The organism is Flavobacterium columnare NBRC 100251 = ATCC 23463 (assembly GCF_002530675.1).
Taxonomy (GTDB): domain Bacteria; phylum Bacteroidota; class Bacteroidia; order Flavobacteriales; family Flavobacteriaceae; genus Flavobacterium; species Flavobacterium columnare.
The window spans coordinates 1-22804 of the sequence record NZ_PCMX01000043.1; the positions used below are offsets into that span (position 1 = coordinate 1).

Annotated in this window: 20 protein-coding genes; 5 read left to right on the forward strand and 15 right to left on the reverse strand. The window is 28.8% G+C overall.

What is annotated here, in order from left to right:
* Nucleotides 1–391 precede the first annotated feature (391 nt).
* The gene (locus tag B0A78_RS06775; protein ID WP_014164420.1) at nucleotides 392–859 is read left to right on the forward strand and encodes a hypothetical protein; all 468 of its coding nucleotides are present in this window, start codon (nucleotides 392–394) and stop codon (nucleotides 857–859) included.
* Here the strand turns inward: B0A78_RS06775 and B0A78_RS06780 are convergent.
* The 7 genes from B0A78_RS06780 to B0A78_RS06810 form a co-directional block, all read right to left on the reverse strand.
* Entirely contained in the window at nucleotides 854–1045 is a 192-nt protein-coding gene (locus tag B0A78_RS06780; protein WP_014164419.1) for a hypothetical protein, read from the reverse strand. The two genes, B0A78_RS06775 and B0A78_RS06780, sit on opposite strands and share 6 nt — an antisense overlap.
* Nucleotides 1046–1048: 3 nt before the next feature.
* The gene (locus tag B0A78_RS06785) at nucleotides 1049–1489 is read right to left on the reverse strand and encodes a hypothetical protein (RefSeq protein ID WP_014164418.1); all 441 of its coding nucleotides are present in this window, start codon (nucleotides 1487–1489) and stop codon (nucleotides 1049–1051) included.
* An 859-nt stretch (nucleotides 1490–2348) separates the two neighbouring features.
* Entirely contained in the window at nucleotides 2349–4565 is a 2217-nt protein-coding gene (locus B0A78_RS06790; RefSeq protein ID WP_065213652.1) for a peptidase domain-containing ABC transporter, read from the reverse strand.
* Complete coding sequence (locus tag B0A78_RS06795) at nucleotides 4543–5871, reverse strand: radical SAM/SPASM domain-containing protein (protein ID WP_065213653.1); 1329 nt, start codon at nucleotides 5869–5871, stop codon at nucleotides 4543–4545. The genes B0A78_RS06790 and B0A78_RS06795 overlap by 23 nt, the downstream gene beginning before the upstream one ends.
* A 91-nt stretch (nucleotides 5872–5962) precedes the next feature.
* A complete protein-coding gene (locus B0A78_RS06800) occupies nucleotides 5963–6202 on the reverse strand; it encodes a hypothetical protein (RefSeq protein WP_014164415.1) in 240 nt (79 codons plus the stop codon).
* A gap of 189 nt (nucleotides 6203–6391) precedes the next feature.
* Nucleotides 6392–6616 (reverse strand): hypothetical protein, encoded by a 225-nt coding sequence (locus tag B0A78_RS06805; RefSeq protein ID WP_014164414.1) that lies wholly within the window; start codon nucleotides 6614–6616, stop codon nucleotides 6392–6394.
* Nucleotides 6617–6750: 134 nt separating this feature from the next.
* The gene (locus tag B0A78_RS06810) at nucleotides 6751–9159 is read right to left on the reverse strand and encodes an outer membrane beta-barrel protein (RefSeq protein ID WP_097609497.1); all 2409 of its coding nucleotides are present in this window, start codon (nucleotides 9157–9159) and stop codon (nucleotides 6751–6753) included.
* Between the two features lie 841 nt (nucleotides 9160–10000).
* Here B0A78_RS06810 and B0A78_RS15080 point away from each other — a divergent pair.
* On the forward strand, nucleotides 10001–10090 hold the full coding sequence (locus B0A78_RS15080; RefSeq protein WP_077225431.1) for an IS3 family transposase: 90 nt from the start codon (nucleotides 10001–10003) through the stop codon (nucleotides 10088–10090).
* Nucleotides 10091–10183: 93 nt separating this feature from the next.
* Here B0A78_RS15080 and B0A78_RS06820 read toward each other — a convergent pair whose 3' ends face one another.
* The 8 genes from B0A78_RS06820 to B0A78_RS06855 form a co-directional block, all read right to left on the reverse strand.
* Complete coding sequence (locus B0A78_RS06820) at nucleotides 10184–12373, reverse strand: glutamine synthetase III family protein (RefSeq protein ID WP_014164412.1); 2190 nt, start codon at nucleotides 12371–12373, stop codon at nucleotides 10184–10186.
* Between the two features lie 300 nt (nucleotides 12374–12673).
* Nucleotides 12674–13393: a hypothetical protein gene (locus tag B0A78_RS06825; RefSeq protein ID WP_065213655.1), complete on the reverse strand. Its 720-nt coding sequence runs from the start codon at nucleotides 13391–13393 to the stop codon at nucleotides 12674–12676.
* A 7-nt stretch (nucleotides 13394–13400) separates the two neighbouring features.
* On the reverse strand, nucleotides 13401–14720 hold the full coding sequence (locus B0A78_RS06830) for an aldehyde dehydrogenase (RefSeq protein WP_065213656.1): 1320 nt from the start codon (nucleotides 14718–14720) through the stop codon (nucleotides 13401–13403).
* 10 nt (nucleotides 14721–14730) lie between these two features.
* A complete protein-coding gene (locus B0A78_RS06835) occupies nucleotides 14731–15423 on the reverse strand; it encodes an RluA family pseudouridine synthase (RefSeq protein WP_065213657.1) in 693 nt (230 codons plus the stop codon).
* Between the two features lie 99 nt (nucleotides 15424–15522).
* Entirely contained in the window at nucleotides 15523–16341 is an 819-nt protein-coding gene (panB, locus tag B0A78_RS06840) for a 3-methyl-2-oxobutanoate hydroxymethyltransferase (RefSeq protein WP_014164408.1), read from the reverse strand.
* 140 nt (nucleotides 16342–16481) lie between these two features.
* Nucleotides 16482–16892 (reverse strand): large-conductance mechanosensitive channel protein MscL, encoded by a 411-nt coding sequence (gene mscL / locus B0A78_RS06845; protein WP_014164407.1) that lies wholly within the window; start codon nucleotides 16890–16892, stop codon nucleotides 16482–16484.
* 65 nt (nucleotides 16893–16957) lie between these two features.
* Entirely contained in the window at nucleotides 16958–19402 is a 2445-nt protein-coding gene (locus tag B0A78_RS06850; RefSeq protein WP_097609498.1) for a bifunctional UDP-N-acetylmuramoyl-tripeptide:D-alanyl-D-alanine ligase/alanine racemase, read from the reverse strand.
* Entirely contained in the window at nucleotides 19402–20028 is a 627-nt protein-coding gene (locus B0A78_RS06855; protein WP_014164405.1) for a thymidine kinase, read from the reverse strand. Before B0A78_RS06855 ends, B0A78_RS06850 begins: the two co-directional genes overlap by 1 nt.
* 144 nt (nucleotides 20029–20172) lie before the next feature.
* On the opposite strand from B0A78_RS06855, the gene B0A78_RS06860 reads away from it, so the two are divergent.
* The 3 genes from B0A78_RS06860 to B0A78_RS06870 all read left to right on the forward strand — a co-directional run bounded on the left by B0A78_RS06860 (nucleotide 20173) and on the right by B0A78_RS06870 (nucleotide 22682).
* A complete protein-coding gene (locus B0A78_RS06860) occupies nucleotides 20173–21054 on the forward strand; it encodes a hypothetical protein (RefSeq protein WP_014164404.1) in 882 nt (293 codons plus the stop codon).
* A 154-nt stretch (nucleotides 21055–21208) separates the two neighbouring features.
* Complete coding sequence (gene rsmI / locus B0A78_RS06865) at nucleotides 21209–21883, forward strand: 16S rRNA (cytidine(1402)-2'-O)-methyltransferase (protein ID WP_097609499.1); 675 nt, start codon at nucleotides 21209–21211, stop codon at nucleotides 21881–21883.
* Nucleotides 21884–22229: 346 nt separating this feature from the next.
* The gene (locus B0A78_RS06870; RefSeq protein ID WP_014164402.1) at nucleotides 22230–22682 is read left to right on the forward strand and encodes a DUF2750 domain-containing protein; all 453 of its coding nucleotides are present in this window, start codon (nucleotides 22230–22232) and stop codon (nucleotides 22680–22682) included.
* Nucleotides 22683–22804: the final 122 nt, after the last annotated feature.

Genomic DNA, 22804 nt, shown 5'->3' on the forward strand with positions numbered 1-22804 from the left:
AACTTAATTATGTATATCTGCATCTTACTATATTAATTTTACTATCTTATCTCCCATTTTTCTCAAATTAATCTAAGGATGTTTTTATTTAACAATCTATTCATATTCCAATGGATATAAAAAACAACTTTACTTTTTTAAAGGATAAACATGAGTCATAAATTTAAGAAGTTTTACTTATATTTTTTTATTTTATTCTATATTTAGAGAATTTAAAATATTTTAACTATTTCTTTATATATTACTATTGTTTTGTATTTCTCAATTCAAACAATTAGTTTTTTTTGCTAGATTTGTGTGAGACAAACATACATAATAGTTATGTAAATACAAAACTAAATATATTTTTTTAACATAACTATTATGCTTTTAAAAGCTAAAATGAATAAAAATGGATGCTAATTCTATAATTTTAGAAATTAAAAAAAGAGGTTTAACAGGTTATAAAATAGCTGAAAAAACAAAACTTACAGAAGTAGGTATTAACAAAATACTTAATGGAACTTCAAAAAAACCAAGAAAATCTACCCTAAGAATATTACATAATTATTTAGTTAATCAAAATGATTTAAATCAATTTTCTAAGGTAAATCTTAATACAGATGAATTATTTGAGATAGATTCTTTAAAAATAGAATTAAAAACAGCTTATGATACAATTACTTTTCTTAAAGAACAAAATGATTTTTTAAGAGAGCAGGTTTCCTTTTATAAGGAAAAATATTCAAGTACGCAATATGATCATTTAGTAAAAACAATTGACGACAAAGTTGATTATTTATATGAAACATTTAAAGAGAAAGAATTAATCAATCAATTAAATAAAATGAGAGAAAAAACAGAAAAGCCTCTATTATAGAGGCTTTTTAAAGAACATATTAATACATTTTTTTTTCATCTTTGAATTCTCTTCAGCTTGTATTCTCCTGTATTCTTTCAAACATTGAGAAAATATCTTCCTAACCGTTTCTTCATCAATTTCGTTATTATCATACGACTCATTGGCTAATTTTGAAAGACGTATTAATTCATCGTACTTACTCATAAGCTAATACTTATTTATTACTATGTACGACAAATCGAGCATTTTTTCAAGAAACATAATTTTCTTTTTGATCTCTTCTTTTTCTATCTTTTCCTTTTTCTTTATTTTGGACATTCCTATCATAAAAACAATAAATAAAAGGGTTACAAAAACAGCATAAAATTTAGGCCATCCATAATCTGTTTTATCTTCTCTAAACACCCAAAATAAATAAGTTGTATAAGTGTAAACAGGAAATATATAACTAATCTTGTAGGGCCTCATGTTAGCTCCTATAATTAACAAAAGAGGAGCTATAATAATAGAAGTTGCCCAAACTAAATCTGCCGAATTATTATAACCATGATTATTATTAAAATTAATATTATAAACCATTACATATTTATCTAGATAAGATATTAAAGCAGATGCTATAATACATATTGAGCCTAACGTTCTATACATTTTTAATCAATTCTTGGAGGTCAATTATTCCTTACTTTAATTTTTTTTATATTTCTAAACAAAAGTACTCATTACCCAAATCACTCATCCCTTGAGTGGGTTTTCTGATTCTAATTAATATTTTTTTCAATAAGTATACCTCATTCTAATCATAAAAGATTGCTGATATTTAAAATATTGTACACTTACACAAGGATATCTTAATTTACAAAAAAACAACTGATGCTGGTTTTCAAAAAAATGAACATAGCATTTCTTTGTTGCCTTTTATGTAAATCACGTATATTACACAAGAACTTTTTATTTAGAAGTTTACATATATTTTCCCATCACTGGAGTACATCTATATTAAGAATTTTATTTTATCTTTTTAAAAACTCTAAAAGATACAAAAGTTAAACAAGCTATTTTTTATAAATCACTTTTAAACACCGGAGGTATTAGCGCTCGTTTTACTCTTATATTCTTTTCAGAGTTTTCATTTAAGTGGGGGTCCAATCCCTCTTTTCTATTTTTACTGTAATTTTTGCTGTTTTTTTATCTTATAAAGTAAACAGCAAAAGTTCCTCCTAACAATAAATAAAATTTTACTTTAGTTACTGTTAATCAAGAAGTTTTACGGGGCGCAATTTACTTGGTTTTAAATTAATTTAATTATGGTTTTTCCGTATATTTTGTTAAATATAACATTATCTCTTTACATACTTATAAAAAAAACACAAAAGCTTTTTTTATTCTCAAAATAGGCATTGGGTATCATTTATACTCATTTATTCGTCTTAATTGTTAAAAGATTCTTTAATTGTATTGATTAAAAAATAGAGGTACTTCTGATCTTTGACAGAATATTTTTTAGTTATTAGTTCCCTAATTCTAGTTGGTTTTTAACTAAGTTAAAATAATCTTCTTTTTTATCTACAAGTTCTTGATGCTTCCCTTTTTCTACTATTTGTCCTTGTTTTAATACAATTATTTGATCTGCATTTTTTACAGTTGATAAACGATGTGCGATAATTACAACTGTCTTTCCTTTAAAAAATTCTTGTAAATTATCATGAATTATTTTTTCATTTTCGGCATCTAGTGCGGAAGTGGCTTCATCAAAAAAGATAAAATCAGGGTTTTTATAAACCGCACGAGCAATTAGGATGCGCTGTTTTTGCCCTCCACTTAGCTCAATTCCTGAATTACCTATCTTAGTATTAAATCCCATAGGCAACACTTTTATTAATTCTAATATATTAGCTGTTTTGGCAGCATTAATTAATTTATCTTCATCAATTATTTCATCTGCTATTGCAATATTTTCTGCTATTGTTCCACTAAATATTTTTCCATCTTGCAAAACAATTCCACATTTTTTTCTCCAATGGTTAGCAGAAGCCTCTTGCAAATCAAGTGTATCTAACTGAATATTTCCTTTTGTAGGAGGATAATAGGACAATAATAATTTCAAAAGAGATGTTTTTCCACTTCCACTTGCTCCCACAATTGCAGTAATACTATTTTTAGGGATTGAAAAGGAAAGATTTTCTAAAACAAATGGGTTAAAATTTCCAGGATATTTAAAAGATACTTCTTGTATATTTATGCTATGAAAAGTAGTCTTTTCTATATTTGTTTTTGTTTTATTATCTTCCTCTTTGTTATCGTAAATTTCGCTTATTCGTTTATTTGCAATTGTAGCATCTTGGGTATCTCTAACAAATATTACGAAGTTTTGAATAGGATTTGTTAATTGACCTATCACGTACGAAATACTCAATAGTGTTCCTAATGTCATTTGCCCTTTTATAATAAAATAAGAACAGATAGCAATAGCTATAATTTCTTTGAATTTGCTTAAAAATTCTACTCCTATATTTTGATACATATTCAAAAATAAGTTACGAAGTTCTAGCTTATTTAATTTTTTTTGAACGTTTAATATTTTGTTTACGATCTTATATTGTGCATGATTTATTTTAATTTCTGGCATATTCATTATGAATTCGTAAATACCATTGCTGTTTTCAGATTGTCCTAAAAACATAGCGTATTCTAACATCGCTCTTTTACGTAAAAAAAAGACGACCCAAACTATTGATAATACGGATATAGTAATATATATACTAAATATAATAGGATTAAAATAACAAAGTAAGCCACTAAAGATAAATATGTTAAAAATACTTAAAGTAAAATCAATTCCTTTCCAAGTAATAAAATTTTGTATTTTGTTTTGGTCTTGAATCCGTTGTAATGTTTCGGTATTAAGCCTTGTATCAAAAAAACGAATAGGCAAACGCATTAATTTTAATAATAAGTTTTCTTTTAGTAGAATACTTAACTGATAATTTATTTTTGTTAAAAGTAATGTACTTAAAAAATCCGAGATAAAACTAGATATAAAAAGTACAAGTTGTGCAGCTAAAAAATAGTAAACGACATGAATATCTTTTAAAACAATACCAGAATCAATAACTTTTTGAAAAGTAAATGGAATAAAAAAGGAAGTTATCAAGCTAATAATTAATAGTATAATTGAACTTACATATTTCCATTTGTTGTTTTTTAAAAACGAGTAGGCGGTCGTAAAGGAGGGTGATTTTAATAGCTCTTTTTTTATTTCTTCTTGCCACTTAAATTTTTTAAAATTTTCAGTTTCTTGAAATACGATACCCACTCCTTTTTCATTGTTTCCCTGCCATTCTTTTGCAAAAATATTTCTTTCTAAAATTATTTTACCATAACCTGGATCAAGTATGTAATATAAAGTCTCTCCTTTTTTGTGTATTATTTTTTCAAGTACTACAAAATGTTCTTGTTTCCAATACAAAATTGAGGGTAATGGAATTTCTTCCAGTTGTTCTTGTGTTAGTTTTAGAGCTACTGTTTGAAATCCTATATTTGATGCCACTTGAATAATATCTTGAATAGAGACTCCTATTCTGGTCAATTCAAACTGTTCTTTTACTTGTGATAAAGAAACTTTTTTACCATGATAACTAATAATCATAGCCAAACATGCAGCTCCACAATCAGTACTTTCAAGCTGATTGTAAAAAGTGACTTTAGGCTTCTTGTAACGTAGCATTTTCTTGTAATATTTCCTCTATCTTGGTTAAAACAACTTTATCTTTTTCAGATTCATCTCCATGAAAAACACAATATTCTTTTCCTTCGTTTTCCATAGCATGTTGTGTACATCCGCCATTACATAAGGGCATAATTTTACAAGTAAGGCAAGGTTTGTTTTTAAATTTAGAATTCATTCTTTTATCTAAATAACCGTTTTCCCAAATTAAATCACCTTCTTTTGATATATATCCTGCTCTATTTTCAGAAAGAAAATCTCTTGCCGTACATTTAAATAAATCACCATTATAATTTATGGTTGCACTATTTCTTTTATCTGCATAACACGATGCTTTTACATTGTTTGGAGAATAAATAACATGAGTCTTAAACCCTTTCGATTCCATGATTTCCACATGATTCATTAAAACTTTATTACTATCATCTAACTGATCGTTCTGCCATACGCGATGAAAATCTATAAGTAATTTTTCTTTCCTAATTTCCATTGGAATGTCTTCAAAATCATCTATTATTTTAAAACAATTATGAATATTTTTATCGGTGTAATTGATACGAAGAGTAATGTTAAAACGTTCATTTAGAAGTAATTTTTTAACATTGGTTATAATTTCATCGTAACTTCCTTTCTTTTTATTTACAAATCGGACTTCATCATGTTCTTCTTTATAACCATCCAAAGTAATTTGCAAACTAGCATACATATCATGGTTTTTAAAATAGTCTATAAAATGGTCGCTAACTAAATACCCATTCGTAGTAAAGCTTACTGAGTATTTTTTATCGTAATAAATACTTTCTTCTCTTACGTGATCTATCAGCGGGATTACATTCGTTTTAAAATATAGCAAGGGTTCTCCTCCAAAAAATGATAATGAAAAATATTTCATTTCAGGTTTTGAAATGGTTTTAGTAACCATTTTTTTTACTGAATCTAGAACTGAATAATCTAATTTAGAATCTTTTATATGCGTTTCATAACAATACCAACATTTGAAATTGCAGTTCATAGTAGGATTTACTGTTAATAAAAAAGTAGAAAAATTTTCATCCGCTTTTTTGCTAATTTTTTTTACTTTTTCTGTCTCATCTATATCGTTATTAATCAAAAAATTGTTTTCTGATAGATAATCAAAAAAAGTGGGATGTATTTCTTTTAAGTTATTAACACCTTCTATAATAGAGGCTTCTAAAAGTTCTTTTAATTCTTTTTCTATAAAAAGAGTCTTTTGTTCTAATGAATTATACAACGCATATTTTCCTTTATAAGGCAATATCGTATTAAAGCGACTATATTTTTTCATATTTTATGTTAGTTTATAAAAATTAAAACAATACATACTTTGCCTTTATATAATAAAGGATATAAAAGGATTGGTTATAAGTAAGATCTATCTATTTTTTTGTACCACATCCTGGTACACAGTTCCCTACGCAATTACTGTTTTTACCTTTTTCTTTCGTTATTTTTTGTTTTTTACAAGTAGCTGCTGCACAGTTTCCTCCATGACAATTATTAGTCAGGTTTGAATCTTGGTAATCAGAATTATCAACTGTACTGAAGATAGAAGAAAATCCTCCTATAAGTTTTTGTTTATCAACCTCATCTAGTTTTTCAAAATTTAAAAGTTTCATAAATTATTCTGTTGCTTACAATAAGGTTATCCGAAAAGTATAAATCAATATGCAATTTATTGTTCAATAGAATGAAAATTTCATTTTTTTATTTTTTATCTTTATTTATAAAGTCTAATATATTTGATTGCATTGAGTATTATAACTTTTCGGACACTTCTTTTTGATTATTCTAACTCAATTTTACTACTAAACTTCTGCTGTACTCATATCTGATCCGCAGCCTGCAACACAGTTGCCACTCTGACAATTGTTTGTTTGACCACATTTATAGTAGTTATCACCTTCTTTTAGTAAACCGCCTACTGCATTTATTGTTAAAGCAGTAGAAAAACCTCCTTTTAATGTTTCTCCATTAATTTCAAGAGCCTCAAATTTTGATAGATCAAATTTTTCTGTTTTGTTTGTTTTCATTTTTACTAGAATAAAAATTATTGTATTGTTTCTGCTTATTATTTCACCGAGCAGTCAGTTAATTTACGCAAATGGATATTTAGAAATTCTATTTTTTGTATTGTACACTACAAATTATAGAAATTTAAAATATTTTAATTTGTTCTGTTTTTTTCTTCTTCGTTACTTACTTTTCGGTTTTTAATACTTACTTTAGTATTACCAAATTTGTATATTAATTGTACGTTTATATAACGAGAATCATAATATCCCTTGTATCTAGTATCAATAGTATTTCTAGTACTTAATGTATTAAAGTCATTTGTCTTTAGAATATTTTCAACTGTTATGGTTGCTTGCAATTTTTTTTCTAAAAAAGAAGCTCTTCCATAAAGGCTTATAAGAGTTCTTTCATAGTTGTATACTAAATCACCTGATTTATTTGGAAAAATATAGCTAACATCAAAACCTGCTGAAAGGGTTTTGTCTTTTTTTAAAATAAAATTATTACTTGTATTTATTTGCGCGCCTAAACCTTCATTTGTTTTAGGTGTTAAAGGATAAATTTTAGAATCAGAATGTTGAAAATAAACATATAAGCTATTTTGATTTTCCCACCATCTTTTTTTAGTATAATTAATCATTTGATTCAATCCAATACTATAATTATCAAAATAGTTAAGTTGTGTTATTCTTTGAATGTATTCATTAGTATTAAGCATTACTACTTGTCCAAAATTGTTGGTTTCTTTAGAAAAAAAGAGACTTGAACTTATATGATCTTTATAATTAAAGTTTAATTCAAAATTATTTGAAATACAAGGTCTTAAATTTGGATTTCCTTCCGAATAAGAAAAATTTGAAGTATACCATCTAAAAGGGTTTAAATTAGAAAAATTAGGTCTATAAATTCTTTTAGAATAACTTATTGAAATTGTTTTATTATCATTTACTTTATACATACAATAGACTGTAGGAAAGAATTGTATATAGTTTATAGAGGTAATTTGATTTAAAGTAATAGATTTTCCTTCTGTTTGGGTATTTTCCACACGCAATCCTACTTGGGTTTGCCATTTTTCTTTTCCAAAAGTTTTATTTCCATTTATATAAATAGCTTGTGTGTTTTCTTTAAAATCAAACTTATTACTTTGATTTGGATCCCATATTAACTGTCCTGTAGAGGCATCAAATAGGTCTACTGTATTTTGAGTTTTTGAAAATGAGAATCGGATACCGTAATTCAAATTCATCCATCGCAATGGATGCTGTATATCAAACTGGGTTGAAATATTTTTAATAGTTTGATTGCTATGGTTGAGAGTTTTTTGAATTCCTGATTGCAAACCTGATTGAGGTAATGCAAAAATTGTAGCATCAAAGTTGCGAGTAACATTAGATTTATACAGTAAATAATCTACATCCATGCTTATTTTTCTACCGATCGTATCTAAATCAATATTTGAATGAAGATTGAACGTATTTAATTCTTTTTCCCTTTTACTTTCTCCTTTTGAATTAATATTTCCTATTTGTTTTTGTGTTGTATTATCTATTAGGTTTACCTTATTTGAGTCATCAATATTTGGTTTATTTATGTTTCCTACGTATTGTAGTCCTAAACTCCATTTTTTATTTATTTGATAATCATATCCTAAACGATTACTCCAAATATTCGTGTAATATCTTCCCAAACCATTATTTTGCCATTGTTGGTTAGGATAATAAATGGTTGAATTTTCAATACCTTGATTACTCCCATTCGTATAAAGTGTGCTTACAACACAACTGTTTTTATCTTTTTTGTATGTAAATGTTCCTCCTAGACCACCTGTAAAATAGGTGTTTTGTTTTAAATTGGTTCTAATACTTGTGTTCCATGTATCCTTTTTTGCTTTTTTAAGAACAATATTAATAAGACCACTATTTCCTTCTGCGCTATATTTTGCTGGTGGCGTTGTAATAACTTCTATTGATTTTATGTTATCAGCAGCTATTGTTTTAAGATAATTTGTTAAATCCTCACCAGATAATGCCATTAATCTATCATCTATCATTAACCCCATTCCGCCTTTTCCTATCATTGCTACTACATCATTTTGCACTCTTATTCCAGGGGTTACTTTTAAGGCTTCTAAAGCATCTCCATTTGAAGCTCTGGCAGAATTTTGTACATTAAAAATTACTCTATCTACTTTACGCTCTATTATTTTTTTCTGAAATGTAATTGATATTTCCTCTAACTTTTTTGTCATTTCAGGATATAAAACTCCTAGATTAATATTTTGATTTACTTGAATATCTTTTTCTATCAGAAGGTTTCCTAATTGTTTAATCTGTATTGTATAATTTCCTTCTGATAGAATTATTTTAAAATCTCCTTGTTCATTTGTTAGTTGACTAGTTATTGCTTCATTTTGAGGAGTTAATACAATTATTTCAGCCCATATTATAGGTGCATTAGTTGATTGCATAAGTTTACCTGTAATTATAAATTGTGCATTAATAACTACTGGGTTTCCCAAAAGAAATAACAAAAAAATGATTTGTTTCAACTGCTTCATTTTTTAATAAAATGTATTCGTTTAGTTTTATTCGTTTGTTTAAATCTAGATACATTTTTAGTTTAATGCTCATAAAAAGTATCTAAAAAATAATTTTATTCTATTTGATAATTTAACTCACTGGTTCTTTTTGGTGTTGTTTTATTTAAACTGTTTCTCTTTTTTTACGGTTTTTAAAAAAAACTCTAAAAGATATAAAAGTTTAAAAAGCTATGTTTTTCATTTTTTTTAAGATCATTAAAATTTAATGCTTATCACGCTTTCATATTCTTTTTAGAGATTTTGTTCAAGGGTGTCCAATCCTTATTTTAATTTTAACTGTAATTTTAACTTTTTAAAATAAACAACAGCAATTGTTACCAACAACAGACACAACAACTTAAACACCTGTTAATCAGTAATTTTAAAGAATATCGAAATTTAATTAGTTTTTACTTAATTCAATTGAGGTTTTCCCATACATTTTGTTAAAATTCAAACAATTTTTAACCCTTTTAAAAATAAAAAAGAAGATTTTTTACACTCCCTCCAAAAAGCCAGACACTTTTGGAGCATTTTTATGGGAAGAAAAGTTAAATATGATTATACATTTAAACTTAGAATCTGTAAGGTTGATTTTAGAAAATCATTATTCCAGCGAGTATGTTTCTCTAAACTAAAAAGATTAAACAAATTCAGTATCAGGAAGTGGTTAATTCCTATAAGATTTTGAAGAAAAAGGCTTACTTCCAAGAACGAATTAAAGTTACGCTACTAATTTTAAGTTGAACGTTTTGCGGAATATTGACAACAAACACCTGGCCCCAAGCGAAACCTGTTTACAATTCGAGATTCCTTCTGAATCCATTATTATCATTACTACAACAACGAAAGAATTAGGTCGAATCTAAAAGAAATGAGCCCGACAAAATATCGAGCTCATTATTGTTAAAATTCAGGTTAAATTTGTCCAACCTTTTGTGTGCAGTACAGATACGGTCTATCTTTTTTACCTGTTTTTTTATTTTAATACTGTATATAAAGTCTATTTTGTAAACAATAATTCCCTGTATTTAGTTAACGTCCATAATTCGTCATCTACCAATAGTTCTAATTTATCACAATGTTCACGGATGACATCAAAATAAGGTTTTACATTATCACAATACGCATGTGCCATGGCTTCAGAAGAATCTAAATTATTAGCTTTCTTGCGCTCTTCAATCATTTGATCCACATTTTTATTGATTCCTTCAATGTGTTCTGAAATTTCTTTAATTAAACCAATTTGTTCTTTAGCAACATTTTGAAAATCAGAACCAAAAATTTCTTTTAATCCTTTTACATTTTCAATTAAAATATTTTGATAACGAATAGCCGTAGGAATTACATGGTTACGAGCAATATCACCAAGAACTCTTCCTTCTATTTGAATTTTTTTAGTGTATTCTTCCAATTCAATTTCATAACGAGCTTCTACTTCTACATGATTCATTACTCCCATTTCTTCAAATAAGCTAACTGCTTTTTCTGAAACTTTAGCTTTTAAAGCTTTTGGAGTGGTTTTGTGGTTGCTTAAGCCTCTTTTTGCGGCTTCTTCTTCCCATGCGTCACTATAACCATCTCCTTCAAATAAAATATTTTTAGTTTGTTTGATATATTCTCTTAATATATTAAAGATGGCTTCATCTTTTTTCAATCCTTTTTCTTCTATTAAAGCATCTACTTCTGTTTTGAATACTTTTAATTGTTTGGCAACGATTGTATTTAAAGTAGCCATAGAAGTAGCACAATTAGCGGAAGAACCTACTGCACGGAATTCAAACTTATTACCTGTAAAAGCAAAAGGAGAGGTTCTGTTTCTATCTGTATTATCTAGGAATACATCTGGTAGTCTACCTACTACATTTAATTTTAAATCTGTTTTTTCTTCTGGCGATAATTTACCATTTGAAACGCCTTCTAATTCTTCTAATACTTTTGTTAATTGTTGACCAATAAATACAGAAATAATAGCTGGAGGGGCTTCGTTTGCGCCTAACCTATGATCATTACTTGCTGATGCTATAGAAGCTCTTAATAATTCTTCATAATCATGTACCGCTTTAATTGTATTTATAAAGAAAGTTAGAAACTGCAGGTTACTCATAGGTGTTTTCCCTGGTGATAATAAATTAACACCCGTATCAGTAGCTAACGACCAGTTATTGTGTTTACCTGAACCATTTACTCCTTTGAAAGGTTTTTCGTGCATTAACACTTTAAAATTATGACGTTCTGCTACTTTTTGCATTACATCCATTAATAAAGAGTTATGGTCTACTGCTAAATTAGTTTCTTCAAAAATAGGTGCTAACTCGTATTGGTTAGGTGCTACCTCATTATGACGTGTTTTAACAGGAATCCCCAGCAACATACATTCGTTTTCTAAATCACGCATATAATTCAGAACTCTTGTTGGAATAGACCCAAAATAATGATCTTCTAATTGCTGTCCTTTAGCAGAAGTATGACCTAATAATGTTCTTCCTGTAGCTAAAATATCAGGTCTAGAAGAAGCTAAAGCGGAATCAACCAAAAAATATTCTTGTTCCCAACCTAAGGTAGGTGTAACTTTTTTAACATTTTTATCAAAGTATTTAGCTACTTCTGTAGCCGCTGTATCAACAGCTTGTAAAGCACGTAATAAAGGTGTTTTATTATCTAATGCTTCTCCCGTATATGAAATAAAAACAGTAGGAATACATAATGTTGTACCAAAGATAAAAGCAGGTGATGTTGGATCCCAAGCTGTATATCCACGGGCTTCAAATGTATTACGAATGCCTCCATTAGGAAAAGAGGAAGCATCTGGTTCTTGTTGTACTAATTGACTTCCTCCGAATTTTTCTACTGGATCTGAACCGTCAAAAGAAGTTTCAAAAAAGGCATCATGCTTTTCAGCTGTAGTACCTGTTAAAGGCTGAAACCAATGGGTATAATGGGTTACTCCTTTTGATAAAGCCCATTCTTTCATTCCCATTGCTATATAATCAGCAATTTTTCTATCAATTTTTATTCCATGCAAAATAGCATTCTGAACCGCTTTGTAAGCCTCAGATGTTAAAAATTGACGCATTGCTTTATCATTAAATACATTGCTACCAAAAATGGCAGACTTTCTACCTAGCTCTTCCACTACTATAGTTGGACGACTGGTTGCTTTTTGAAGCGATTGAAAACGAAATGTTGTCATAAAAATAGTATTAAGTAGTTTGTACCCTATTCATTTTAGACAAAATTAAAAAAAATAAGAATAAAAACACAATCCCCCCCCTTATTTTTTCAACACAAACAACAAATAAACATTATTTCAATCACCCACCCCCCTTATTTCAAAAAACAAAAAATCTATTTGTGTTATTTATTATCTTTTTTATGTAACTTATAAGATATCGTAGTACTTGTTATTCTTATTAATATAAGGAGACATTACACTTAGTCTTTATTTTTCAACCAATTTGCATGACTCCTTATCTATCAAAATGAGAAGTAATTATTTTAATTTATCATATACTTTATATTGTATGACAAAATAAAAAGGAAAACTAAAAAAGATTCCTATACAAAATGCAAAAAATCCTAAATAGCCTAAGACTAAAGATATTATCATTAATAAAAATATTTTACCGAAATTTGAAAAACAATCCTTGATGCTTTTCACTATTCCATCTATAGGTCTTAAATTGCTAAAAATAACATTGGGTAGAGCTGTAAATGTAAGAATAGAGGTAGATACCGAAATAAAAAATGAAATAAAACTTTTAATCTTATAATCACCAATTAGTCCTTCTATACTTGTGTTAATAAACAAACCTGCCCCACTAATCAGTAAGGTAACTAGCACTATTGAAAAATAATAAGGACTATTAATATAATGGAAAAAAGTGTTAATACGAACTTCTTTACCTTCTTGTGCATCTTTCATTATTTTTAGAATTCCTGCATTAAAAGGAGCTACTAAAACTACTATTATTGTTGCTCCTAATAAATATAGGAGTTTGGCTTGTATTGATAATTTTTCAGGATTAAAATTTTTTAAATATTCTAACAAATCTTCTCCCTTATAGAAAGTTTTAAGTCCTACATTCAGTAAACTTACTAAGACAACTGTTAGGATAAAAAAAACAAATCCTACAAGAAGTATGTTTTTTTTATAAAGTTCTATACTTTCTTTAATAATTTGATATAAATCAATTTTTTTTGATGTTTTCATTTTAAAATTATAGCCATTTTAAGATTTTTTTTACCATTTTAATTTTTCCTTTATAAGGTGCATAACGAAAGGGTAAATCTATCCAATTTGATTTTTTTACAATTGCTTTTTGGTGTGAGAATGTTTCAAATCCTAATTTTCCATGATAAGCGCCGATACCACTATGTCCTACTCCTCCAAAAGGTAAATTATTGTTAGAAAAATGAGATAATGTATCATTTACACAACCTCCTCCAAAAGATATTTTAGAAAGTAACTCTTTTTCAAAAGATTTGTCTTTTGTAAACAAATATAAGGCAAGAGGTTTCTCAAAACGATTAATTACTTGATATAATTCTTCTTTGGTTGTATAAGTAATAATAGGTAAAATAGGACCAAATATTTCCTCTTTCATAACAGGACTCTCTAAACTAGGTTCGTCTAATAGAGTTGGCGATATGTATAAATCCGTTTCATTTGTTTGACCTCCAAATAATATAGTTTGATTTTCTAACAAACTCTGTTGACGTTTCCAATTCTTTAGATTAATAATACGTGCAAAATCTTCTGATTCTTGTATAGAATTACCTAAGGCATTCTGTATTTCTTGTATTAAATAAGGAATAATTTTTTCTTTTATACTTTTATGAACGATTAAATAATCAGGAGCTATACAAGTTTGTCCTGCATTAAATATTTTTCCCCAAATAATTCTTTTGGCAGCTAATTTTAAATCAGCTGTTTGATCTACAATACTTGGACTCTTCCCTCCTAATTCTAAAGTAACTGGTGTAAGATGCTCAGCAGCGGCTTTAGCCACAATTTTTCCTACTGGTACACTTCCAGTAAAAAAAATATAATCCCAACGCTTACTTAATAAGTCTTGTGCAATCGTATAATCTCCAGTTATTACTACTACTTGATCTATATCAAACGTTTCCCTTATAATTTTAGATAGTATAGAAGAACTATTAGGGGTAAGCTCTGAAGGTTTTAGCGTTACTTTATTTCCAGCTGCTACGGCTGCAATTAGAGGTGAAAAAGCTAATTGAATGGGATAATTCCACGGGCTGATGATAAGAATTTTACCATAAGGTTCAGAGTATAAATAATCCTTTGAGGGAAAATTTAATAATGAAGGAAAAACTCTTTTAGGTTTAGCCCATGAATCTATTTTTCTTATGGTATATCTTAGTTCATTAATAATATACTCCGTTTCTGAAATCATACTTTCAAAACGGGGTTTTTTAAAATCTTTATACAAGGCATCTTGCATATCTGTTTCGTATTTTACTAGATTATCTAATAACTTTTTTAAGACTTTTTTTCGTTGAGATACAGTATACATAGTACTTTTTTTATTCTATTGCTTTCCAAATAATATCTTCAGGGACGGAGGCTGTGATATTTATGATTTCCTTTGAAACAGGATGCACTAATTGTAAATTACGCGCATGTAAATGAATTCCTCCGTCTATATTACTTCTATCAAACCCATATTTTAAATCTCCTTTTATAGGACACCCAATGGCACTTAATTGCGAGCGTATTTGATGATGTCTTCCTGTGTGTAAATTTATTTCTAAAACAAAATAATTATTTAACTCTTTTATAATTTTATAATCCAAAATAGCTTTTTTACTATCTGGCACCTCTTTTAGATGCGCTTTAGATGTGTTTTTTTTTGGATTTCTTTTTAAATAATGCACAAGAGTAGCTTCCTTCTGAGGAGGTTTCTTTTTGACTACTGCCCAATAGGTTTTTTGAGTTTCTCTATTTTTAAAAAGGTCATTAAGTCTACTTAAAGCTTTTGAAGTCTTAGCAAAAAGCACAATACCGGTTGTTGGTCTATCTAAACGGTGTACGACTCCTAAAAAAACTTCTCCAGGTTTATTGTATTTTTCTTTTAAATATTCCTTTATTACATCCGATAAAGGTTTATCTCCTGTTTTGTCCCCTTGTACTATATCTCCTACTCGTTTATTAACTACGATAAGATGATTATCTTCATACAACACCACGAGATTATTCTTATTTGAAATTATTTTCATTTTTCAATGAGCGAAAAAATTATAGCAAAAGCTTTTACTTATTTATGTTAGAACCTAAAAAATAGCTTTTGTGAAATTTTATTATTGTTTTATATCCGTTTAATATTGTTCATTAACATTTGGGAAATCTACCGCCTTAACATCTGCCACATATTGTCCAATAGCTTGTGTCATATCTTCATATAAATTCATATATCTACGCAAAAAACGAGGACTGAATTCATGAGTCATCCCAATCATATCGTGTAGAACAAGTACCTGCCCATCTACCCCACTACCAGCACCAATTCCTATAACAGGTATTAAAATACTTTCCGCTACTCTTTTAGCCAAATGAGCTGGTATTTTTTCAAGTACTAAAGCAAAGCATCCTAGTTTTTCTAATAATTTTGCATCTTCTATAAGTTTTTCTGCCTCTGCATCTTCTTTTGCTCTTACTGTATAAGTCCCAAATTTATAAATAGATTGAGGGGTAAGTCCTAAATGTCCCATAACAGGTATCCCTGCTTGCAATATTTTTTTTATAGAATCTTTAATTTCTTTCCCTCCTTCTAACTTGACAGCATGCCCTCCACTTTCTTTCATTACACGAATAGCAGATCGCAACGCTTCCTTAGAATCCGATTGATACGACCCAAAAGGTAAATCTACAACCACTAATGCTCTTTGAGCTGCTCGTACAACTGAAGAAGCATGATAAATCATTTGATCAAGTGTGATAGGAAGAGTGGTTTCATGACCTGCCATCACATTACTAGCTGAATCACCTACAAGAATTACATCTACACCTGATGAATCCACAATTTTAGCCATGGTGTAATCGTATGCTGTAAGCATTGAAATTTTTTCACCTTTGGCTTTCATATCAAATAATGATTTTGTAGTTACTCTTTTATAATCACTTTTAGCTGTTGACATAATTCAATAATATTTTAGAGGGTAAATGTAATAAAAAGTATAGATGTAGCAAATTAGTTATAAAACAGAATAATAGATACTAAAAAACCCCAATCGTATGATTGAGGTTTTAAATATAGAAATAAAAAAATTTTATATGATTATTTTTTTAATAGATCTCTTATTTGCATCAATAACTCTTCTTGTGTTGGTCCTGCAGGTGCAGCGGGTGCAGGTGTTGATTTCTTCATTTTATTCATTGCTTTTATAATTAAAAACATTACAAAAGCTACAATTAAAAAATCAATAACAGCTGTTAAAAACAACCCCCATTCTATTGCTACAGCAGGAGCTGTTTCTTTCCCTGCCGGATCTAAAACAGCTTCTTTTAATACTATTTTTTTATCCGCTAAATCTATACCTCCCATTAAAAGCCCAACAATTGGAGCGAACATTTTTTCAACAAAAGCCGAAGTAACTTTACCAAAAGCCCCTCCCATAACAAAAGCAATAGCCATATCTACAAGGCTTCCTTTTAGTGCAAATTCTTTAAATTCAGAAATAAATCCCATAATTGTAATTGTTTTTTTAGTTAATTGAAGTTACAAAGCTAAAATATAAATAATTAACTCTAAATCTATTCCCTGTAGAAAATTCTCGACACTCGACGCGAAATACCTGTTAGTATTTCATACGGAATAGTATCTATAGCGTTTGCAATAACAGTTACAGGTAGATCTTTTCCAAAAACAACTACTTCATTACCTTCTGCACAGGATATATTGGTAACATCTATCATAAGCATATCCATACAAATACTTCCCAAAATAGGTGCTTTTTCTCCATTAACTAAAAGATACCCTACGCCTCTACCCCATTTTCTAGATATTCCATCTGCATAACCAATAGGAATTACAGCCATACGTGTTGGTTTTTCTACAACAAAACGTCTATTGTATCCAACGGTATCCCCTATTTTTAGAGTTCGTATTTGAGAAATAACAGATTTTAAGGTACCTACAGTTTCTAAATATTTCATTTCATTTAGATCATTAGAAACGCCATACATCCCTACTCCTAAACGAACCATATCAAACTCGCCTTCAGGATAATTACTAATTCCTGAGGAATTACAAATATGACGGATCGGATTGTATTCTAATACTTCTATAATTTGTTTAGAAAGGCGATCAAATAAGTTTATTTGATTCAAACTAAATGTTCTATCTGCATCATTATCACTTTCGGCAAAATGGGATAAAATAGTATTAACCTGAATCCTTTTATTTTGTTTTAATATAGATATTAATTCAGGTATTATTTCTTCATCAAAACCCAAACGATTCATCCCTGTATTTATCTTAATATGGATTGGATAGTGATTTTGTTTTTTTTCTTCTAAAATTTTTAGAAAAGCTTTCAGACCTCGTAAACTGTAAATTTCAGGTTCCAACCCGTATTGAATAATAGATCTAAAACTGGTCATTTCTGGATTCATAACCATAATAGGGACTTCTATTCCTGCTTTTTTTAACTCAATTCCTTCATCTGCAAAAGCTACCCCTAAATAATCTACTTTATGATGAGCTAATAATTTTGCTATTTCAAAACTTCCGCTTCCGTAACCAAAAGCTTTTACCATACCCATTATTTTAGTCGTGGGTTTGATTTTAGTTTTGTAATAATTGAAGTTATGACTTAATGAATTTAAATTAATTTCTAAAACGGTTTCATGCTTTTTTTCTTCTAATAAAGAAACAATTTTTTCAAATTCAAAAACACGAGCTCCTTTAATCAAAATGGTTTCGTCTGAAAAATCAAGGGTATCAAAAGCATTTACAAAAGAAGCCGTTGATTCAAAAGAAATAGCATTCTGAAATTTATTCTTGTATTTGGTAATTGTATTTCCAATACAAATGACCTTTGTGATTTTATTAAATATAATTAATTGTGCTATTCTAGAATAAAGTTCTTCATTCGTTAATCCTGACTGAAAAATGTCGGAAATAATTAAAGTTTTTTTTGGGTTTTGATTTTGATTTTTCAAAAAATCCAATGCTATTTTTAACGACTGAAAATCAGAACTATAACTATCATCTATTAAAGTGCTATTATAAATACCCGTTTTAACTTTCAATCGCATTTCTACAGGATATAATTGAGCTATTCTTTCCTTAATAACTCCATCATTATACCCCAGATACAACATAGTCAAAACACAGTGCATACTATTTTCTAAAGAAGCTTCATCTATAAAAGGGAGACTTATTTCAAAACAATGTTCTTTATAAATAACTTTTAAATCGGTATGCTGCTCTATTTCTTTTTTTTCAAAAAAAACATCTGCTTCTTTATTTTCTATACTCCATGTAAAAGTTTTTATGGATGGATCTAAAAAAGCTTCAATTGTTTTATTTTTATTCAAAATTAGAATTTCTACTTCCTTAAAAAGCTTTAATTTTTCTTTTATTTTTTCATAAATATCAATAAAACCTTGATCGTGAGCCGAACCTATATTCGTTAAAATTCCAATAGTAGGTTGAATTATTTTTTGCAAATTTTGCATTTCATTTACAGTAGAAATCCCTGCTTCAAAAATACCTAAATTGTGCATTTCGTTGATCCCTATTACCGAAAGAGGAACTCCAACTTGAGAGTTATAACTTTTTGGACTTCTTATAATTGTATAATCTGGACTTAACAAAAAGTTTAACCATTCTTTTACAATTGTTTTGCCATTACTTCCTGTAATTCCTATTACAGGAAATGAAAATAAATTTCTATAATAAGTAGCCAATAATTGCAAGGCTTCTAAAGTATTAGCTACTTTTAAAAAATTAGCTTTACCCAACCATTTTTCATTAATAGTCTGTACTACAAATGATTTCACCCCTTGTTCTATAAGAGTTTCTATATACTGATGTGCATCATGATGGGGGCCAATGAGAGCAAAAAAAAGTGTTGAATCTGCATTTTGATGTGATCGACTATCTACTGAAACAGTATCAATTAGAATAGAACTATCAACTTCTATAAATTCACAAGACAATGCTGTTACAATTTGTTTAAGTACCAGTGCCATTATTTATCTTCTTCTTTCTTTATAATTTGTTCATCTATTACGTCTATATGATTACGCATAGCGTTAAAATAAGCAGCTCTACTTAAAGGCTCATATTCTTCTGTTTCTCCTAAAAGAACCAAACTATCATTAGCTGTTTTTCTATGACTATAATGTGCTAAATTTCCTGTTTTCGTACATACGGCATGTACCTTAGTAACGTATTCCGCAGTAGCCATTAGAGCGGGCATAGGACCAAAAGGGTTTCCCTTAAAATCCATATCTAATCCTGCTACAATTACTCTAACCCCTGCATTTGCCAAGTCATTACAAACAGAAACGATTTCTTCATCAAAAAATTGGGCTTCATCAATTCCTACTACATCACAACCTTGTGCTAGAATACGAATATTAGCCGCGGCTGGAACAGGTGTAGAACGAATTTCATTTTTATTATGAGAAACAACCATCTCTTCATGATAACGTGTATCAATACTAGGTTTAAATATCTCAACTTTTTGCTTAGCGAACTGAGCCCTTCTTAATCTACGGATTAATTCTTCCGTTTTTCCGGAAAACATTGAACCACAGATTACTTCAATCCATCCAAATTGTTCTTTTGGGTTTACTGTATTTTCTAAAAACATTTTTTAATTTTATAATGATAAAAATGAATAGTTTTTATTACTTTGTAACTCGCAAAATTATTAAAAAAGACTGGTTGTTTTACAGCTCGACTGATAAAGTTATTAATAAAATTTAATTCTTTCATCACTAAAAATTTAAACGCAATGAAAAAGAAATTGGAAGCCGAATTGATTAGTATTGCCCATAAAGTTTTACAATTAAAACATAAAGAAGATGTACGCGAATTACATCGTGAGGCACAACGGTTGTATGAAAAACTTTCTGTTTTGTTATTTGTCGAAGAAAATTTTAGTGAAATACAACCCACTATTGGAAGAAAACAAATAGAAGAAAAATTAGAACATGCTTTTGATTATAATGAAAAAATAGTAGTAGCTCAGCTAGAAGAAGAATTGGATGAAACTGTTGAAAATGAATCCATTCTACCTATTGAAAGTACAGAAACTGAAACTAAGGAAATTACACCAATCGCAGAAGCTATTTCGGCTGTAGAAAAATCCGAAGAAGAGACAGCCGAAAAAGAAAACACACCTCAAATCATAGAAAACGAAGAAGATAATAACCAATCCGAAAAAATTTCAATGGATGCCTTTTTCAGTCAAATACATTCTAAAACTGTTTCTGAAAAAATAAATACAGAAACAGAAGGTAAACCAGAAGAGGTAAAAAGCATTTCCAACGAAATTCATACATCAGCTGTAAAAGAAATTTTTCCTGAATTCATGTCTAATTTTAATGAAATTACTTTTGAGCGCGTAATAGAAAAGCCCGTAAGTAATTTAAATGATAAAATTTCTAAATCCGTTGGATTATCTTTAAACGATCGTATGGCATTTGAGAAAAACTTATTTGATGGAAGTACTGAAGATTTAAATCGTGTCCTATCACAATTAGAAACTTTTAAAAACTATCAAGAAGCCAAAGATTTTATAGAAGAAATGGTAAAACCTGATTACAACAACTGGTTGGGTCGAGAAGATTATGAGGAACGTTTTATGGAATATATCATAAGCAAGTTTGCATAATTGCCCTCTCAACTTCTAATAAAGAGACAGACAGTCGGAATAAAAATTCCGACTATTACTTTTGTTTTCATAAACTTATTTAGTCATTCCTTTTTTAAACTTTTTCTTTTCAAGATAATTAATAAATTATTGCTCTCTATTTACGATTCAACAAATGAGTAAACTATACATAGTCCCGACCCCTATTGGCAATTTAGAAGATATGACTTTTAGAGCCATTCGAATTCTAAAAGAAGTAGATTGTATTTTGGCGGAAGACACCCGTACTAGTGGCAAATTACTTAAACACTTTGAAATTGCTACTCACATGCAAAGCCATCACATGCACAACGAACACAAAACCGTTGATCAAATAATACAGCGTTTGCAAGCAGGACAAAATATAGCCTTAATTAGTGATGCGGGCACTCCTGCTATTTCCGATCCTGGCTTTTTATTAACGAGGGCTTGTGTAGAAAACGGTATAGAAGTTGAGTGCTTACCAGGTGCAACTGCTTTTGTTCCTGCATTAGTAAACAGTGGTTTGCCTAATGATAAATTTGTCTTTGAAGGCTTCTTACCCGATAAAAAAGGAAGACAAACCCGCTTTTTACAGTTAGCCGAAGAAAGCAGAACTATGATTTTATACGTTTCTCCTCATAAACTAATCAAAACATTAGCCGAATTTGTTGAATACTTTGGTTCCAATCGCTTAGTAAGTGTATCCCGTGAACTCTCTAAACTCCATGAAGAAACAGTACGAGGTACAGCAGAAGAAGTACTAAAACATTTTGAAGCAAAACCTCCAAAAGGAGAAATCGTAATTTGCATAGCTGGAAAATCTAAATAATTTTTTTAGTTTCAACAAAGATTTACCTAAACAACAAAATTTTAACAAGAATTATATATTGTAATCCAAAAACAAATAGTAAAGTTATCAGTTAGGTATAAAATGTACTTATTTTACAAAATAGCAACAAACAATCAAACTTATTTCTTTAATTACGATTTATTATTAAAAAAATTAAATGACACTATCATTTTTAATCATGAAACAATATAAAAACAAAAATCACTAAAACACATGGTTTTTATTTTTTTATTACTTAATTCTTTTATCCATTTACAGATAAACTTTATTAATTCTTGTAAAACAATTACAAAACATACACTAAATATAAAAACCTCTCTATTTTATGAAAGACGATATTCAGATTATACAACGCCATCAAGAGTTTATTAAAACGATTTGTCAAACCGAAAAAATATATACCTTAGCAAAAGAAGAATACTATTCTTTATCTTATACTAATAATTATCAAGACGAAGAAGGAAATCCTATCCAATTACTTTGTGTTTGGAGTCAAAAAAAATATGCCCAAACTTGCCAAGATGACGAATGGGCAAGCTACCAAATTGAGGAAATAGATTTAGTTGATTTTATAGAAAATTGGTGTATTGGACTTGATTCAGATGCTATGATGGCTGGTGTAGAATTTGATCAAAACTTATATGGATATGAGGCAGATCCCCTAGAGTTAATACTAGAAATTATTGAATATTTAAAGATTATAAAAAAAGAGTTAAAACTATCTCATTATAAAAATTTAAACGATTTATCTCAAAAAATTAAAGAAGTACTAGATTAAATGGCTATAAAAACGACCAATAAAGCTAAAAGTAAAATATAATTCACAAGCCCCTCCTTTTATACTCCACCAACGCACCTCTGTTGCTGGGGTTTGGTTTTACGGCTCAGATTAATTTTTTG

Coding starts and splice junctions, on each gene's coding strand:
- B0A78_RS06830 (WP_065213656.1), bottom strand. CDS start 14,720: ATGTATACTGTATCTCAACGAAAAAAAGTCTTAAAAAAGTTATTAGAT.
- B0A78_RS06850 (WP_097609498.1), bottom strand. CDS start 19,402: ATGGCACTGGTACTTAAACAAATTGTAACAGCATTGTCTTGTGAATTT.
- B0A78_RS06805 (WP_014164414.1), bottom strand. CDS start 6,616: ATGAAAACAAACAAAACAGAAAAATTTGATCTATCAAAATTTGAGGCT.
- B0A78_RS06800 (WP_014164415.1), bottom strand. CDS start 6,202: ATGAAACTTTTAAATTTTGAAAAACTAGATGAGGTTGATAAACAAAAA.
- B0A78_RS06790 (WP_065213652.1), bottom strand. CDS start 4,565: ATGCTACGTTACAAGAAGCCTAAAGTCACTTTTTACAATCAGCTTGAA.
- B0A78_RS06860 (WP_014164404.1), top strand. CDS start 20,173: ATGAAAAAGAAATTGGAAGCCGAATTGATTAGTATTGCCCATAAAGTT.
- B0A78_RS06870 (WP_014164402.1), top strand. CDS start 22,230: ATGAAAGACGATATTCAGATTATACAACGCCATCAAGAGTTTATTAAA.
- B0A78_RS06785 (WP_014164418.1), bottom strand. CDS start 1,489: ATGTATAGAACGTTAGGCTCAATATGTATTATAGCATCTGCTTTAATA.
- B0A78_RS06835 (WP_065213657.1), bottom strand. CDS start 15,423: ATGAAAATAATTTCAAATAAGAATAATCTCGTGGTGTTGTATGAAGAT.
- mscL (WP_014164407.1), bottom strand. CDS start 16,892: ATGGGATTTATTTCTGAATTTAAAGAATTTGCACTAAAAGGAAGCCTT.
- B0A78_RS06795 (WP_065213653.1), bottom strand. CDS start 5,871: ATGAAAAAATATAGTCGCTTTAATACGATATTGCCTTATAAAGGAAAA.
- B0A78_RS06810 (WP_097609497.1), bottom strand. CDS start 9,159: ATGAAGCAGTTGAAACAAATCATTTTTTTGTTATTTCTTTTGGGAAAC.
- B0A78_RS06825 (WP_065213655.1), bottom strand. CDS start 13,393: ATGAAAACATCAAAAAAAATTGATTTATATCAAATTATTAAAGAAAGT.
- B0A78_RS06820 (WP_014164412.1), bottom strand. CDS start 12,373: ATGACAACATTTCGTTTTCAATCGCTTCAAAAAGCAACCAGTCGTCCA.
- B0A78_RS06775 (WP_014164420.1), top strand. CDS start 392: ATGGATGCTAATTCTATAATTTTAGAAATTAAAAAAAGAGGTTTAACA.
- rsmI (WP_097609499.1), top strand. CDS start 21,209: ATGAGTAAACTATACATAGTCCCGACCCCTATTGGCAATTTAGAAGAT.
- B0A78_RS06855 (WP_014164405.1), bottom strand. CDS start 20,028: ATGTTTTTAGAAAATACAGTAAACCCAAAAGAACAATTTGGATGGATT.
- B0A78_RS06780 (WP_014164419.1), bottom strand. CDS start 1,045: ATGAGTAAGTACGATGAATTAATACGTCTTTCAAAATTAGCCAATGAG.
- panB (WP_014164408.1), bottom strand. CDS start 16,341: ATGTCAACAGCTAAAAGTGATTATAAAAGAGTAACTACAAAATCATTA.